At 68.8% G+C, this 15,223-nt stretch carries 11 protein-coding genes; 6 read left to right on the forward strand and 5 right to left on the reverse strand.

The genetic code is table 11. From position 1 onward, the window contains the following. Window positions 1–14: 14 nt before the first annotated feature. Window positions 15–1,682, reverse strand: a complete 1,668-nt coding sequence (gene aceB, locus ACFQZV_RS05010) for a malate synthase A (RefSeq protein ID WP_378751200.1) — start codon at window positions 1,680–1,682, stop codon at window positions 15–17. 179 nt (window positions 1,683–1,861) lie between these two features. On the opposite strand from aceB, the gene ACFQZV_RS05015 reads away from it, so the two are divergent. Continuing rightward, window positions 1,862–3,331, forward strand: coding sequence for a helix-turn-helix domain-containing protein (locus tag ACFQZV_RS05015; protein ID WP_378751198.1), 1,470 nt, complete (start codon window positions 1,862–1,864; stop codon window positions 3,329–3,331). 17 nt (window positions 3,332–3,348) lie between these two features. On the opposite strand, the gene ACFQZV_RS05020 is transcribed toward ACFQZV_RS05015, so the two are convergent. Further along, window positions 3,349–4,626 carry a peptide synthetase gene (locus ACFQZV_RS05020; protein ID WP_378751196.1) on the reverse strand — a complete coding sequence of 426 codons (1,278 nt, stop codon included), beginning with the start codon at window positions 4,624–4,626 and terminating at the stop codon, window positions 3,349–3,351. A gap of 52 nt (window positions 4,627–4,678) precedes the next feature. Between ACFQZV_RS05020 and ACFQZV_RS05025 the strand changes: the two genes are divergently transcribed. Continuing rightward, window positions 4,679–5,455: an alpha/beta fold hydrolase gene (locus tag ACFQZV_RS05025; RefSeq protein ID WP_378751194.1), complete on the forward strand. Its 777-nt coding sequence runs from the start codon at window positions 4,679–4,681 to the stop codon at window positions 5,453–5,455. 10 nt (window positions 5,456–5,465) lie between these two features. On the opposite strand, the gene ACFQZV_RS05030 is transcribed toward ACFQZV_RS05025, so the two are convergent. The 3 genes from ACFQZV_RS05030 to ACFQZV_RS05040 form a co-directional block, all read right to left on the reverse strand. Further along, window positions 5,466–6,833 (reverse strand): NAD(P)/FAD-dependent oxidoreductase, encoded by a 1,368-nt coding sequence (locus ACFQZV_RS05030; RefSeq protein ID WP_378751192.1) that lies wholly within the window; start codon window positions 6,831–6,833, stop codon window positions 5,466–5,468. Between the two features lie 235 nt (window positions 6,834–7,068). After that, entirely contained in the window at window positions 7,069–7,947 is an 879-nt protein-coding gene (locus ACFQZV_RS05035) for a DUF559 domain-containing protein (RefSeq protein ID WP_378751190.1), read from the reverse strand. Between the two features lie 349 nt (window positions 7,948–8,296). Further along, on the reverse strand, window positions 8,297–9,808 hold the full coding sequence (locus ACFQZV_RS05040) for a helix-turn-helix domain-containing protein (protein ID WP_378751188.1): 1,512 nt from the start codon (window positions 9,806–9,808) through the stop codon (window positions 8,297–8,299). A gap of 98 nt (window positions 9,809–9,906) precedes the next feature. Between ACFQZV_RS05040 and gabT the strand changes: the two genes are divergently transcribed. From gabT to ACFQZV_RS05060, 4 genes are all read left to right on the forward strand, one after another. Beyond that, window positions 9,907–11,262 (forward strand): 4-aminobutyrate--2-oxoglutarate transaminase, encoded by a 1,356-nt coding sequence (gabT, locus tag ACFQZV_RS05045; RefSeq protein WP_378751186.1) that lies wholly within the window; start codon window positions 9,907–9,909, stop codon window positions 11,260–11,262. A gap of 125 nt (window positions 11,263–11,387) precedes the next feature. Continuing rightward, entirely contained in the window at window positions 11,388–12,749 is a 1,362-nt protein-coding gene (locus ACFQZV_RS05050) for a flavin monoamine oxidase family protein (RefSeq protein WP_378751184.1), read from the forward strand. Beyond that, a complete protein-coding gene (locus tag ACFQZV_RS05055; RefSeq protein ID WP_378751182.1) occupies window positions 12,746–13,633 on the forward strand; it encodes a universal stress protein in 888 nt (295 codons plus the stop codon). The genes ACFQZV_RS05050 and ACFQZV_RS05055 overlap by 4 nt, the downstream gene beginning before the upstream one ends. Further along, complete coding sequence (locus ACFQZV_RS05060) at window positions 13,630–15,195, forward strand: APC family permease (protein WP_378751180.1); 1,566 nt, start codon at window positions 13,630–13,632, stop codon at window positions 15,193–15,195. The genes ACFQZV_RS05055 and ACFQZV_RS05060 overlap by 4 nt, the downstream gene beginning before the upstream one ends. Window positions 15,196–15,223: the final 28 nt, after the last annotated feature.

Raw genomic sequence — 15,223 nt, forward strand, 5'->3', positions numbered from 1 at the left:
ATCGGGTAGATGTGTCAGGCGCTCTCGACGAGGTAGCGCGAGTAGGCCGGCAGGGTCAGGAAGGCCGGGAACTCCGCGCCCAGCGCGACATCGCGGAAGATCTCGGCGGCGTCGTCGAAGCGGTCGCCTTCTGAGCGCGTCACTTCTTCGAGCACCTGGGTGATGAGTCCCTCGATGTACTCGCGGGTGATGCGAGTGCCGTCTTCGGTCGAGCGGTCCTGATGGATCCACTGCCACACCTGGCTGCGGCTGATCTCGGCGGTTGCGGCATCCTCCATGAGGTTGTCGATCGCCACGGCACCCAGACCCCGCAGCCACGCTTCGATGTAGCGGATGGCCACCGACACATTGGCGTGCACGCCCTCGGCCGTGACCGGCAACCCGATGTGGACGTCGATGAGTTCGGCGGCGTTCACATGCACGTCGGGGCGCTGGCGGTCGACCTGGTTCGGCCGGTCGCCGAGCACCGCGTCGAACTCGGCGCGCGCGACGGGAATGAGGTCGGGGTGGGCCACCCACGTGCCGTCGAAGCCGTCGCCGGCCTCACGCTTCTTGTCGGCGGACACCTTCTGGAACGCCTGCTCGGTGACCTCTGGGTCACGACGGTTCGGGATGAACGCGCTCATGCCGCCGATCGCGAACGCACCACGCTGGTGGCACGTCTTCACGAGCAGCTCGGTGTAGGCCCTCATGAACGGCACCGTCATCGTCACCTGGCTGCGGTCGGGCAACACGAAGCGTGCTCCGCGGCCGCGGTAGTTTTTGATCATCGAGAAGATGTAGTCCCAGCGGCCGGCGTTGAGGCCCGCGCAGTGGTCGCGCATCTCGAACAGGATCTCTTCCATCTCGAACGCCGCGGGCAGCGTCTCGATGAGCACCGTCGCCCGGATCGTGCCGTGCGGGATGCCGATGTAGCGCTCGCTGAACGTGAAGATGTCGTCCCACAGCTTCGCCTCTTCGCTCGATTCGAGCTTGGCGATGTAGAAGTACGGTCCGCGACCGTTCTCGATCAGCTGCGTGGCGTTGTGGAAGAAGTACAGCCCGAAGTCCACGAGCGAGCCCGACGCCGCCATGGTGCGCCCGGTGCGGTCGGTGAACTGCATGTGCTGCTCGACCAGGTGCCATCCGCGCGGCCGCATCACGATCGTCGGCGTTTCGGTGGCGGTCACCTCGTAGCTCTTGCCCTCGGGGCTGGTGAACCTCAGCTCGCCGCGGATCGCGTCCCGCAGGCTCAGCTGACCTTCGATGACGTTCTTCCAGGTCGGGCTGGTGGCGTCCTCCTGGTCGGCCAGCCACACCTTCGCTCCCGAGTTGAGGGCGTTGATGGTCATCTTCGGGTCGGTGGGGCCGGTGATCTCGACGCGGCGGTCCTCGAGACCCGGGCCGGCGCCGGCAACGCGCCAGTCGGGGTCGTTGCGGATGTGCGCGGTGTCGGCACGGAACTGCGGGTCGTGGCCGTTGCCGATCTCGAAGCGGCGACGCATACGGTCGGCGAGACGGTCGTGGCGTCGCGCGCTGAACCGCTGGTGCAGTTCGGTGAGGAATGCGAGGGCCTCAGGGGTGAGGATCTCGTCGTAGCGCGGACGGAGCGGGCCGACGACCGAGATCGACGGCTCGTGGGTCGAGGCGGCGCGGGTGGCTCCGGTACGCGTGGGCATCGGGGTCGCGGTTGCAGGTGTCATGGTTCCTGCCTTCCTGTGTGAGCGGTGGTCGTCGTGAGACCACTATCCGGTGAAGTTCAGGCCCGAAACCGACAAATCACGCTGTGAAGTTTCGCGAAATTTCGTCTTTCATGAGATTCTTGGGGGTGTCGACGTCGGATCGGACGTCGAATACCCACGAAACCGAGAGAGCAGTAGCCATGACAGTGATCGCCGCGGGGGTGGAAACCGAGAGCGGAAGCGACGTCGACGCTCTCACCATCGGGCGCCGCATTCGTCAACTGCGCACCGAGCGAGGGATGACCCTCGAAGATCTCGCCGGCGCGGTCGACCGTGTTCCCAGTCAGCTTTCGATGATCGAGAACGGTCGCCGTGAACCGAAGCTGACGCTCCTGCAGTCGATCGCCCGCGCCCTCGGAGCGAGCCTCGATCAGCTGCTCGAATCAGAACCGCTCGACGAACGCGCCACCCTCGAGATCTCGCTCGAGCGGGCGATGCGGGGCCACACGTTCCAAGCCCTCGGCATCCCGCCCTTCCGCGTGGGCAAGTCCGTGCCGACCGAGGCCCTGAAGACGATCATGGCCCTCCAAGGTGAGATCGAACGCCTTCGCGACGAGCGTGCGGCGACCCCCGAAGAGGCACGTCGCGCGAACGTCGACCTGCGCCACCTCATGCGCACGCAGAACAACTACTTCGCCGACCTCGAGGAGCACGCCGGACGCATCCTCGAAGCCGTCGACCACCCCGGGGGGCCGCTCACCCAGCGCACCGCGTCCGATATCGCCGCGCACCTCGGTTTCACCCTCCACTACGTCCCCGACCTGCCGCAGACCACGCGCAGCGTCGCCGACATGAAGCACGGCCGCCTCTACCTCTCGAGCAGGGTCACCACGAAAGGCGACCCGCGCACGGCGGTCCTCCAGGCGCTGTCGAGCCGCATCCTCGGCCACGAGGAACCGACCTCCTACGCCGAGTTCCTCCGACAACGGGTCGAGACGAACTACCTCACCGGTGCCTTGCTCATCCCCGAGCGGCACGCGGCATCCTTCCTGCAAGACGCCAAGAAGGATCGCGCCATCTCGATCGAGGATCTTCGCGACGCCTACTCGGTGTCGTATGAGACGGCCGCCCACCGATTCACCAATCTCGCCACGACACATCTCGGGATCCCGGTGCACTTCTTGAAGGTCCACGAATCGGGCACGATCACGAAGGCGTATGAGAACGACGACGTGAACTTTCCCACCGACCGCCTCGGCGCCATCGAAGGACAGATGTGCTGTCGCAAGTGGACGTCACGGGTTGTGTTCGACGAAGACGACCACTTCAACCCGTACTACCAGTACACCGACACCGGCAACGGCACCTACTGGTGCACGGCGCGCGTGGAGATGTCGAGCGAAGGCGCCCATTCGGTCTCGGTCGGGGTGCGATTCGACGACACCAAGTGGTTCCTCGGGCGTGACACCACCAACCGGGGAGTCTCCAAGCACTCGGTCGAAGTGTGTTGCCGACGCGCACCCGCCGACCTCGAATCGACGTGGCGGCAGCACTCGTGGCCCAACGTCCGCACGCCCCGCACGCTCCTCGCGACGCTTCCGACCGGAAACTTTCCGGGCGTTGACACGACCGAACTGTACGAGTTCCTCGAGGCTCACGCGCCGGCCTGATCCCCGCGGTCGCGGGTCTACGGCACCTCCACCGCCACGCGCGCCCTGTCACGAAGCGCGGCGGACACCGCATCCAGCCATCCGCCCACGTGCTCGCGGGCCTCGGGGGTGTCAGGGTAGCGGCACCGCAGGTGCATGCCGGTCTCGTTCAAGATGAACCAGACCATCACCCCGTCGGTGCGCACCTGCGCCGAGATGAATCGGATGCCGCGCGCGGGCGCGACATCGGGCAGGCGCCGCGTGTCCAGCCACGAGATCGCGAACATGCCGGGGTTGGCAGGAGCGCCCTCGCGCCCGAGGATCGGGGCGAGCGGATGCGACCCGAGCGTGAGTGCCTCCTTCAGCGCGCGCGCACAGGCGGCGGGATCGGCATCCGTGCACTCGATCACCGAGTTGGTGATGAACCAGCCGACGCTCTCGTGCCATCGCGGCTCGTGGCGACTGTGTACGGGGAAAACCGCGCGCAGCGGCTCTCCGGCGACGGTGCGTGTCACCTCGGCCATTGCCGACAACGCGAGCGAGGTGGGTCGCACCCCGTGACGCTGCGCCTCGGCCTCGAACCGCCTCACCTCATCGGCATCGAGCAGGTCACGCACGTCGACGACCTCGGGTCGGGGACTCGACAGATCACCGAGGGGCAACGGGAACACAGGGAGCACCCCGCCTCCCGCGGCGAGGATCGCTGCCCAGCGATCGGTGACCGACGTCGGCGCGAGCGGCTTGGTCTCCAACGCCGCGCTGTGCATGGCGAAGTCGGCCGGTGGGGGAGAGGCGGGCTCGGACAATAGGTCGCGCGCGGCGACCAGCAGCGACCACATGTCGACATGGGAGTGATCCGACGCGATGACCACCGTTGTGGAGCCGTCCGGAGTGCGCACAGCGGCAAGCACATGCGAAGGTTCCGCGAACGGACGACACCGCGCATCGAGAACGCGGTGGAGGGTCTCACGCACCGTCGAGCCTGCCTCGACCGGCTCAGTCACCCACTTCTCCACCGCCACGTCGGCGGCTCGCAGCCGCACGCGACCGGTGGCGTCGCGGGCGAACACGGTGCGGAGCGCTCCATGACGCCGCACCACGCGGGCCCAGCCGTCGGCGAGGGCATCGAGCGTCGTCCCGGGCGGCGCGTCGAAGGCCAGGGCCATCCACGATCCGTCCCGGTCACCCTCACCGACATGCCGTCGCTGGTCGAACGAGATCGGCAGCTCGGCGCCCGGCTCAGCACGCACCGTCGTCCCGAGGATGTGGAGTGATCCCTCGGGTACGGTCACGCGGGCGATGTTGGTGAGGCGCATCGCCGTAGTGTAGATGCCCTGAAAGACAGCACTGTTACAGACCGGAGGCGCCGTGCCCACTCTGCACGCGAACGCTGCCGACATCGACTACGAGCTCGTCGGTGACGAAGGCCCGCTCGTCGTGCAACTGCACGGACTCACCTCCAGCCGCGAGCGTGATGTGCAGCTCGGCCTGGATCTGCCACGTGCCCTGCGCCGACATCGGGTGCTGCGCTACGACGCGCGAGGGCACGGCCACTCCACCGGCACACCGGATCCCGCCGACTATGGGTGGGACCGGCTGTCGCTCGACCTGCTCGCGCTTCTCGACCACGTTGCGCCCGGCGAGCAGGTACACGGGGTCGGGCCTTCGATGGGCACCGGAACGCTGCTCCACGCCGCGGCGCGCGCGCCCCATCGATTCCGCAGTCTCACCCTCGTGGTGCCGCCGACAGCGGGGAAGACCCGACGCGCCCAGGCAGAGGGGTATCGTGCCGGGGCTGACATGGTCGAGCGTGACGGCATCGGTGCGTGGGTCGCACTCGGGTCGGCAGCGCCCACGCCGCCTGCGCTCGCCGAGGCGCCGGAGACGCTGCCGGAAGTCTCCCCAGAGCTGCTCCCGACAGTCCTGCGCGGTGCCGCGGCGACCGACCTTCCCCACCGCAAGAGCATCCTCCGGATCGACATCCCCACCCTGATCCTCGCGTGGACGGGCGACCGCGGGCATCCGATCAGCACCGCCAAGAAGCTCAACGCTCAGATCCGCGGCAGCCGCCTCGTCGTCGCGCGCACCCCGTACGGGATCATGGCGTGGCCGGGACTGTTCGCCGAGCACGTCACGACGCACTGACCGCCGCCGGTCATCGACCCGCGATGCGGTCGGCGACTGTGGCCGGCCACGCCGTGCGTGCGGACCTGCCGCGGGCCTCGAAACGGTCGGCGGTGCGGTAGGCGGCGTGGATCCCCTGCACCGCCGTCCACCGCAGCGGTTCGGGCTCCCATCGACGCGCACGCCGCCCGACCCACGGCAGACGGGCGAGGTCGGTGTCGCGCTGCAGCACGAGGTCGGCGAGGGTGCGCCCCGCGAGATTGGTCGCCGTCACACCCGTGCCGACGTAGCCGCCGGCCCACCCGAGGCCCGTCGATCGATCGAAGCCGACCGTGGCCGCCCAGTCGCGCGGAACGCCGAGCACGCCCGACCACGCGTGGGCGATGGGGATGTCGGTCGCCGCGGGAAAGAACGCCCGCAACAGCCTCGTGAGCGACTCGATCGTTCGCTCCTGCGTGGCCCCGTCGGTGTCGACCCGCGAGCCGTAGCGGTAGGGCACGCCGCGCCCGCCGAAGGCGATCCGGTCATCGGCGGTGCGCTGCGCGTACATGTATACATGCGCGAAGTCGCCGAGCGTCTCGCATCCGCTCCAGCCCACCGCATCCCAGAACGAAGCCGGCAGCGGATCGGTCACGATCATCGAGGAATTCATCGGCAGCCAGGTGCGGTGCTGACCGCGCAGATCGGGAGTGAACCCCTCGGTCGCTCGCAGGACGGCGTCCGCGCGCACCGTGCCGTGCTCGGTCCGGGCCTGCCCCGGGGTGATCTCGATCACGCGGGTCTGCTCGTAGATCCTCACTCCGAGGCCCTCGACCGCGCGGGCGAGGCCGGTGACGAGCTTGACCGGGTGCACGCGGGCGCAGTGCGGATGCCACAGGGCACCCATCGCGCCGTCGATCCGGATGCGGGAGGCGGTGGTCGCGGCATCCCACTCTTCGATGTCGGTGTGCGGCCATGTGCGCTCGTCGTCGGCCGCGGCGCGGAGGCGAGCGAGTTGGGCGGGAGAGCGGGCGACCTCCACCTCGCCGCCCTTGACGATGTCGGCATCGATGCCCTCCCGCGCGGCGACGGCGATCACTTCGTCGACGGTGTCGTTCAGCGCACGCTGCTGCGCGGCGCCAGCTGTCCGGCCGTAGCGGGCGCGCCCGCCGGTGACCGAGTTCGTCAGCCATCCGCCGTTGCGACCCGACGCTCCGAAACCGGCGAAGCGCTGCTCGAGCACGGCGATACGAAGGTCGGGCTGGCGGGTCTTGAGGGCGTAGGCCGTCCAGAGTCCGGTGTAGCCGGCGCCGACGATGGCGACATCGACGTCGGTGTCTCCCGCGAGCGGATGCCGGGGCTCGGGCGCGCCGCCGACGTCGCGCCACCACCACGACACCTGGCCGTTCGGAACACTCACGACGCTCACCGTACTCCTCGCCGGGGCGGCCGTCGGCGGGCGGGCACAACTGCGGTGAGTCCAGCGACTCGCCGGGGCGGGCGGTCGGCGGACGTGCACAACTGCGGGTGAACCCGGTGGCGCGCCGGGGCTTGTCGGGGTCAACCGGCGTGTCGGTGCGCCGCCCCGCAGTTGTGTACGCTGCCCGCAACCCGGCCCTCACCCGTCACCCGGTACCGTCACCCGGCGGTGCCCGTCAGTCGGTCCGGTGGAGCCCCCGGTCGACGGCGGCCAGGATGGCGGCCTCGACGGTCTCCCAATCGTGGACGACCATGGCGTAGTCGAACCGCAGGGTCACATACCCCCAGATCACGGCGTGCGCGTCGCGCACCAGGTCCTTATGGCGGTGGCTCGTCCCGTCGTGATTCTCGACCCCATCGACCTCGACCAGCAGCCGTTCGCCGATCAGAATGTCGACGCGCCCCACCGACACGATCGACATCTGCGTCCGCAGTCGAAGCCCGCGGTCGCGCAAGCGCCATCGTACGAGCGACTCGAGCCCGCTGTCGGCATCGTCTCGCGCGTAGGCGATCGCCTCCCGGGCTGCGGGACCGCCGGTCGCCCGCAACCAGGCGACTCCCGCGCGGGTGATCTGCCCGGTGCGCAGGGCTGATTCGAGCACGACGAAGAACTCCTCGACTCCGCGACAGCGGAGGACCTGCCGCAGGACGCGCGGCACTGAGACAGGGGCGAACGCTGCGCCAGGGCCATCGTCCCAGTGGGTGACGCAGCGGCATCCGTCATGGACGCGAGGATGACGGTGCCCACCCACGCCGACGTGGAGTTCGTCGTCGGGCGAGAGCACCCACAGCCCGAGGTGGCGGGCCGCGGAGACACAGGCGAGCGCGCCGCCGTGCGCGGCCGCGGTGCGACGAGGTGCGCACACCCTCCGGTCCGCGTAGAGCCCGCGTGCAGCCCTGATCAGATGCCCTTCCGACACGTGCCGGGCGATGGCGCGCCGCGACATCCCTCCGCGGCGCAGTTCATCGAACAGGTGAATCTCGTCGTCGGCGCCGCACACGGCGACCATCGTGGCGGCCCGGGCCCCCGGCATCCCGTGATCGCCCCCGCCCATCGGAACGACTCCTCACGGCCGCCCCCTGGGGAGGAATCGGCGATGGTGGGCACGACTGCGGGGACGTGGAGTGACACGCCGAGATCGGATGCCCGCGGGCCGGCGTGTCGTCGGTTCGATCCGCGTTTGTGCACCGCCCGCGACCACCGGCTGGCGCTCGGGGCGGATATCGTGCACGACGGTCGACGGTGGGCACGGCTGCGGGGACGTGGAGTGACACGCCGAGATCGGATGCCCGCGGGCCGGCGCGTCGTCGGTTCGGTCCGCGTTTGTGCACTGCCCGCGGCACGACCGGCGGCAGGGGAGTTCGGCCCGAGTTCGTGCTCGCCACCGCGGCGAGGCGCCGGCGTCAGGAATCGACGACCTGAAGGGCAGTCCACAACGATGCCCGGGTCGCGAACGACGACAGATCCTGCCCGAGCACCCGCTCGGCGAGCGAGAGTCGGGTGCGCACGGTGTGCCGGTGCACGCCGAGCGAGATCGCCGTCGCCTCGTGGGAGCAATTGTTGTCGAGCCAGCCACGCAAGGTCTCGACGAGACGCGTGCCCTCTGCGGCATCGTGCCCGGTCAAAGGTGCCAGTTCGGCCGCCGCGAGAGCGCGGGCTTCGCCGGTGAGCGCAGACAGCACGCCGACACTCGCCACATCGGCGAACTCGGTCACCGCGTCGCGGCCGCGATCGCGCGCCACGCGGGCCTGGTCCAGCGCGGCGGCGAACCCGTCATAGTCCGTCGGATCCGACAGTCCGACGGCGGCCCCGAACCGGTCGGCGGCTTCATCGATGACGCGTCGGTCGGAGGCGGGTACGACGAGGATCAGACCGTCGGCGCCGCGGCCGAAGAACACTCCGCCGTGTCGCTCGTCCGCGCGAAGTTCGAGCAGTTCGGTGAGTGGTTCGGCATCGGCGGATGCGGTATCCGTCAAGGCCACGCGCACGGGTTCTTCGGGCAGCCCGCCCCACACCTCGCGCGCCGTTCGCCTCGCCAGCTCGGCATCGCCGCCGACGAGGGTTTGCACCAAGCCCGCGCGGAGCGCGCCGCGTGCGCGGGCGAGACCCTGGTGCTGTTCGAGGGCGAGACCCGCGATGGCGATCACGGCCGTGACGACGCCGCGCCCCTCTTGATCGAGGTCGCCCCTCGCAATCGCGATGACGCCGCGCAGGTGGCCGCCCCGACCGAGGGTCTGCAGGGTGAAAGGCGCGTCGCCGATCATCATCGCCGAGCCGGCGAGTGCGCCACGTCGCAGGACGTTGTCCACCTCTGTTCCGAGAGCCTCGGCGACGTCGGCCGCGAGCGCCGCCGGGTGTTCACGCACCAGCTCGCCGGCGGCGTCGAAGAGGCCGACCCAGGCTCCGAGCTGTTTCGCCAGTTCGCTCAGGGTCGCACCCAGCCCGTCGGGGCGAAGCGCGGCGAGCGAGATCGCGCGTTGCGCCGACAGCGCCCAGCTGCGCCGCGCATACGCCTCGGCGGCGGTGGCTTCGGCGTTCGCGCGGGCGATGGCGATGAACGGCGTGCGGTACGGCACCTCGAACAGGGGCATCGCCGCCTCCGCGCACGCGGCGAGGAGTTCCGGGGGGATGCCGTCGCGCACCACTTCGGTGCCGAACCCGAGACCGACCACGCCGCGCGCGGTGAGCCGGTCGACGTAGTCGCGGGCGGTCACGGCATCCGGCCCCTGGAACTGGGTCCCCGTCGTGAGCAACACCAGGCCTTCGGAAAGGAAGGGAGTCGGGTCGCCGAGATCGCTGGAATGCACCCAGCGCACGGGTTCGTCGACGGCGACGTCGTCGGAGGAGGCCAGGCGAAGGTGCAGATCGCGGCGAGCGAGCAGCGCCCGGAGCGTAGGCGCGTCAGACTGTTCCATGGCATCTCCTGTGCAGATGTACCACTTGTACATCGAGCACAACAGAATGTACATGACGTCCGGTGCTGTGTTCGCGCCTCGCGCCATACGCTCGCGACATGACCGCGTCTGACACCCTCCCCACCACACTCGGCGGCCCCACCCTCGTGCAGGAACGTCGCCTCGTCACCAGCATCCCCGGACCCCGCTCGCAGCAGCTGCTCGAACGCAAGGCGGCCGCCGTCGCCGCGGGCGTCGGTCACACCGCACCGATCGAGGCCGTGGCGGCCGGGGGCGGCGTCATCGTCGATGCCGACGGCAACTCGCTCATCGACCTCGGATCGGGCATCGCGGTGACGACGCTCGGCAACGCGCATCCCGCGGTCGTCGAGGCCGTTCAGGCGCAGGTCGCGCAGTTCACCCACACGTGCTTCATGGTGTCTCCGTACGAGTCGTACGTCGCTGTCGCCGAGGCGCTCAACCGCGTCACCCCCGGCGACCACGTCAAGAAGAGCGCGCTGTTCAACTCGGGCGCCGAAGCCGTCGAGAACGCCATCAAGATCGCACGCAAGGCCACTGGCAAGCAGGCGGTCGTCGCGTTCGACCACGGCTACCACGGCCGCACCAACCTGACGATGGCGCTGACGGCCAAGTCGATGCCGTACAAGAGCGGCTTCGGACCGTTCGCAGGCGAGGTGTACCGCGCGCCGATGTCCTACCCGTACCGCGACGGCCTCACCGGCCCCGAAGCGGCGAAGAAGGCGATCTCGATCATCGAGAAGCAGGTCGGCGCCGACAACCTGGCCGCCGTGATCATCGAACCGATTCAGGGTGAGGGCGGGTTCATCGTGCCCGCCGAAGGGTTCTTGCCCGCGATCGTCGAGTGGTGCCGGGTCAACGGCGTCGTCTTCATCGCCGACGAGATCCAGACCGGATTCGCCCGCACCGGCGAGATGTTCGCGTGCGACCTGTTCGGCGTCGTGCCCGACCTCATCACCACCGCCAAGGGCATCGCCGGCGGGCTACCGCTGGCAGCCGTGACCGGCCGCGCAGAGATCATGGATGCTGCACACACCGGCGGTCTCGGCGGTACCTATGGCGGCAACCCGATCGCGTGCGCCGCCGCTCTCGCCGCCATCGACGCGTTCGAGAACGACGGTCTCATCGAGCGTGCACGCGAGGTCGGCACGATCCTGACCGACCGTCTGACCGCCCTCCAGCAGTCGGACCCGCGGATCGGAGACGTTCGCGGACACGGCGGCATGATCGCCGCCGAGTTCGTCGATGCCGAAACCGGTGAACCCGATGCTGCACTCACGGCCGCCGTCGCGAAGGCCTGCATCGCCGAGGGGGTCATCGTCCTCACGTGCGGCACGTACGGCAACGTCATCCGTTTCCTGCCGCCGCTGTCGATCCCCGATGATCTGCTCCACGAGGGGATGGACGTCGTCGCGGCCGCGCTCGCCGCAGCCTAGGCGCCATCCTCGCCGGGCGACGGCGTGCCACCGAATGCACCACGTCGTCGCGCACCGGCCCTCCGCGACGCGTATCCACGCGCGCGTCCACACCAGGCATTCGGCGATCAGACGAAGGAGTCCAGATGACCGAGATCACTCGGGATGTCATCATCGTCGGCGCAGGGGCCGCAGGCCTCACCGCGGCGAACGAACTGAAGAAGGCGGGGCTGTCGGTCGTCGTCCTCGAAGCGCGTGACCGCGTGGGAGGCCGGTTGTGGACCGACGTCGTCGATGGGGCGATGCTCGAGATCGGCGGCCAGTGGGTCTCGCCCGATCAGGAGGCGCTCAAGGAGACCATCGCCGAGCTCGGCCTCGAGACGTTCTCGCGCTACCGCGAGGGTGACTCGGTCTACATCGACGCCCAGGGCGAGCTCACCCGGTTCACCGGTGAGATCTTCCCCGTCGCCCCCGCGACCGAGAAGGAGATGGTGCGACTGATCGACAAGCTCGACGCGCTCGTCGCCGAGATCGATCCGGACGCGCCCTGGGCCCACCCCGACGCCGAAGAGCTCGACCGCGTGTCGTTCGAGGCATGGCTCGAGCACGAGACCACGGACCAAGAGGCGCGGGACAACATCGCCCTGTTCATCGCCGGCGCCATGCTCACCAAGCCCGCGTACGCGTTCTCGGCGCTCCAGGCGCTGCTGATGGCAGCGAGCGCGGGCAGCTTCACCCACCTCGTCGACGCGGACTACATCCTCGACGAGCGGGTCGTCGGCGGGCTCCAGCAGGTGCCACTCCTCCTGGCCGAACGCCTCGGGGCCGATGTGTTCCTCGAGCAGCCGGTCAACGAAGTGAAGAGAACCGACAGCGGGGTGACCGTGGTCACGGACGCCGGTATGACGGTCCACGGGCGCTATGTGATCCTCGCCCACGCGCCGATCCTCTACCCATGGATCGAGTTCGACCCGCCGCTTCCGCGACTGAAGCAGCAACTGCACCAGCACATCTCGATGGGTTTCGTCATCAAGGTGCACGCCGTCTACGACCGCCCGTTCTGGCGGGACAAGGGACTGTCCGGAACGGCCTTCAGTCCGTATGAGATCTCGCACGAGGCCTACGACAACACGAACCACGGCGACCGGCGCGGCACGCTCGTCGGCTTCGTGTCGGACCGCAACGCCGACGACCTCTTCCGCGTGTCGGCCGAGGAGCGCAAGCACCGCATCCTCGAATCGTTGTCGCACTACTTCGGCGAGGAAGCGATGCATCCCGAGGTGTACTACGAGAGCGACTGGGGCGCAGAGGAGTGGACTCGCGGCGCCTACGCCGCGAGCTTCGATCTCGGTGGACTGCACCGCTACGGCGCCGACCTTCGCACGCCGGTCGGTCCCATCCACTTCGCCTGCTCGGACATGGCCGGTGCGGGATACCAGCATGTCGACGGCGCGATCCGCATGGGCCGCCTGGTGGCCGACGCCATCCTCGAAGAAGACCGCGCATGAGCGCCGCGATCGTCGTCGGCTACACGGCGACCAACGCGGGAGCCGACGCCGTCGCGCTCGGGGCGCGGCTGGCCGCGGCCTCCGGCGCGACGCTGCATGTCGTCGTCATCCTCCCCGGAGAGGACCGCAGTGTCATCACGCCGCCCGATGCCGGATATGACCGCTATCTGCGCGGACAGGCCGCCGAGTGGTTGGGCGACGCCGTGGAGTCGGTTCCGGCCGAGATCCCGCGCGAGACGCACGTGCGATATGGCGAGTCGTTCGCCGAAGGCCTCCTCGCGACCGCGTCCGACCTCGACGCCTCGCACATCGTCGTCGGTGCCGCCAACGGCGGGCTGCGTGGACGGCACCGCCTCGGCACCGTGGCCAACGAGCTCCTGCACTCGTCGCACGTCCCGGTCGTCCTCGCTCCCGAGGGGGCGCGCGACGTCGCCATCGGGACGGGCGTGACGCGCATCACCGCGGCGATCGGCAATCGTCCCGGCGCAGACGCACTCATGGACGAGGCCGTGGCACTCTCCTCCTCGACCGGCGCCGACCTGCGCCTGCTCTCGCTCGTCACCGTCGACCTCCCGACAAGCGTCGACACCGGCGTCATCCGCGTCGCCGGGGCTGCGCACGCGGACGAGGTCCTGACCACGGCGAAGCAGGGCCTTCCGCCGGGATTCGACGCTCAGGTCGTCAAGGGTCGCGGCGAGAGCATCGAGGATGCCATCGCCCACCTCGACTGGCAGCCGGGCGAGCTCGCGCTCGTCGGATCAAGTCGCCTCGCACAGCCGCGGAGGCTCTTCCTCGGCTCGACCGCAGCGAAGATGCTGCACGAACTGCCGGTGCCGATGATCGTCGTGCCCCGGACGCGTCGCCACGATGGAGGGGCACGATGACCACTGACCAACGCACCATCGGACCGGCTGAGCCGGAGACCGGGGGGCTGTCGAAGAAGGGCCTCAGTGCCGGCACGGTCGGCCTCATCGGCGCCGTCGTCATCGGCATCTCGTGCATCGCGCCCGCATATACGCTCACCGCCGCTCTCGGTCCGACCGTGTCGGAGGTGGGATTCCAGGTCCCGGGCATCATCCTGCTCGGGTTCATCCCGATGTTGCTGGTGGCCTTCGGCTACCGCGAGCTCAACCGCCTCATGCCCGACTCGGGGACGTCCTTCACCTGGGCGGCGCGCGCCTTCGGGCCGTACGTCGGGTGGATGGCCGGGTGGGGGCTCGTCGCAGCGACCATCCTGGTGCTGTCGAACCTCGCGGGGATCGCCGTCGAGTTCCTCTTCCTGTTGATCGACCAGATCATCGGAAGCCCCGGCACGATCGCCGAGTTGGCGTTCAACCCGTTCATCAACGTCGCGGTCTGCCTGCTGTTCATGCTCGCAGCGACATACATCTCGTACCGGGATATGCAGACCACGCAGAAGCTGCAGTACGTCTTGGTCACCTTCCAGGTGCTGGTGCTGCTCATCTTCTCGATCACCGCGTTCGTCCACGTGGCCGGCGGCACTGCCTTCGACGCGAGCGCGATCGACCTGTCGTGGTTCAACCCGTTCGTGGTGACTCCGGCGATCGCGATCGTCGCGGGGCTGTCACTGTCGATCTTCATCTTCTGGGGGTGGGATGTCACCCTCACGATGAATGAGGAGACCAAGGACCCCGAGAAGACCCCGGGGCGCGCCGCGACGGTCACGGTCGTCACGATCGTGTCGCTCTACCTGTTGATCTCGGTCGCCTTGCTTGCCTTCGCGGGCACGGGAGAAGAGGGCCTCGGGCTCGGCAACCCCGAGATCCAGGCGAACGTCTTCTTCTACCTGTCCGGTCCGATCCTCGGTCCGGTCGCATTCCTCGTCTCGCTCGCGGTTCTCACCAGTTCAGCTTCGTCCTTGCAGTCGACGTTCGTCGGCCCCGCCCGAACCCTCCTGGCAATGGGCCATTACGGAGCGCTGCCGCCCGCGTTCGCGAAGGTGTCGCCGCGGTTCTTCACACCCGGGTACGCGACGATCGTGTCGGCGGTCGTGGCATCCGTCTTCTATGCGGTGATGCGATTCGTCAACGAGAACGTGCTGTGGGACACGATCACGACGCTCGGCATGATGATCTGCTTCTACTACGGGATCACCGCGTTCGCGTGCGTCTGGTACTTCCGCAAGCAGTGGTTCGATTCGGCCCGCACGTTCTTCTTCACCCTGCTGTTCCCGCTCGTCGGGGGCCTCGTGCTGTCCGTGCTCTTCGTGATCACCCTGGTCGAGAGCCTCGACCCCGACTACGGCAGCGGGACCGAATGGTTCGGTGTCGGGAGTGTGTTCGTGCTCGGGGTCGTGATCATCGGCCTCGGTCTGGTCGTCATGATCTGGCAACGGATCAAGCGTCCGGCATTCTTCCGCGGCGAGACACTCGCTCTCGATGCACCCGAAAGCCTTCGACGTCCGCGGCGTCGACAGGCAGACTGAGTCCAACCCATCCGATCGGAGACAACGC

Source organism: Microbacterium koreense (genome assembly GCF_042677105.1).
GTDB lineage: Bacteria > Actinomycetota > Actinomycetes > Actinomycetales > Microbacteriaceae > Microbacterium > Microbacterium koreense.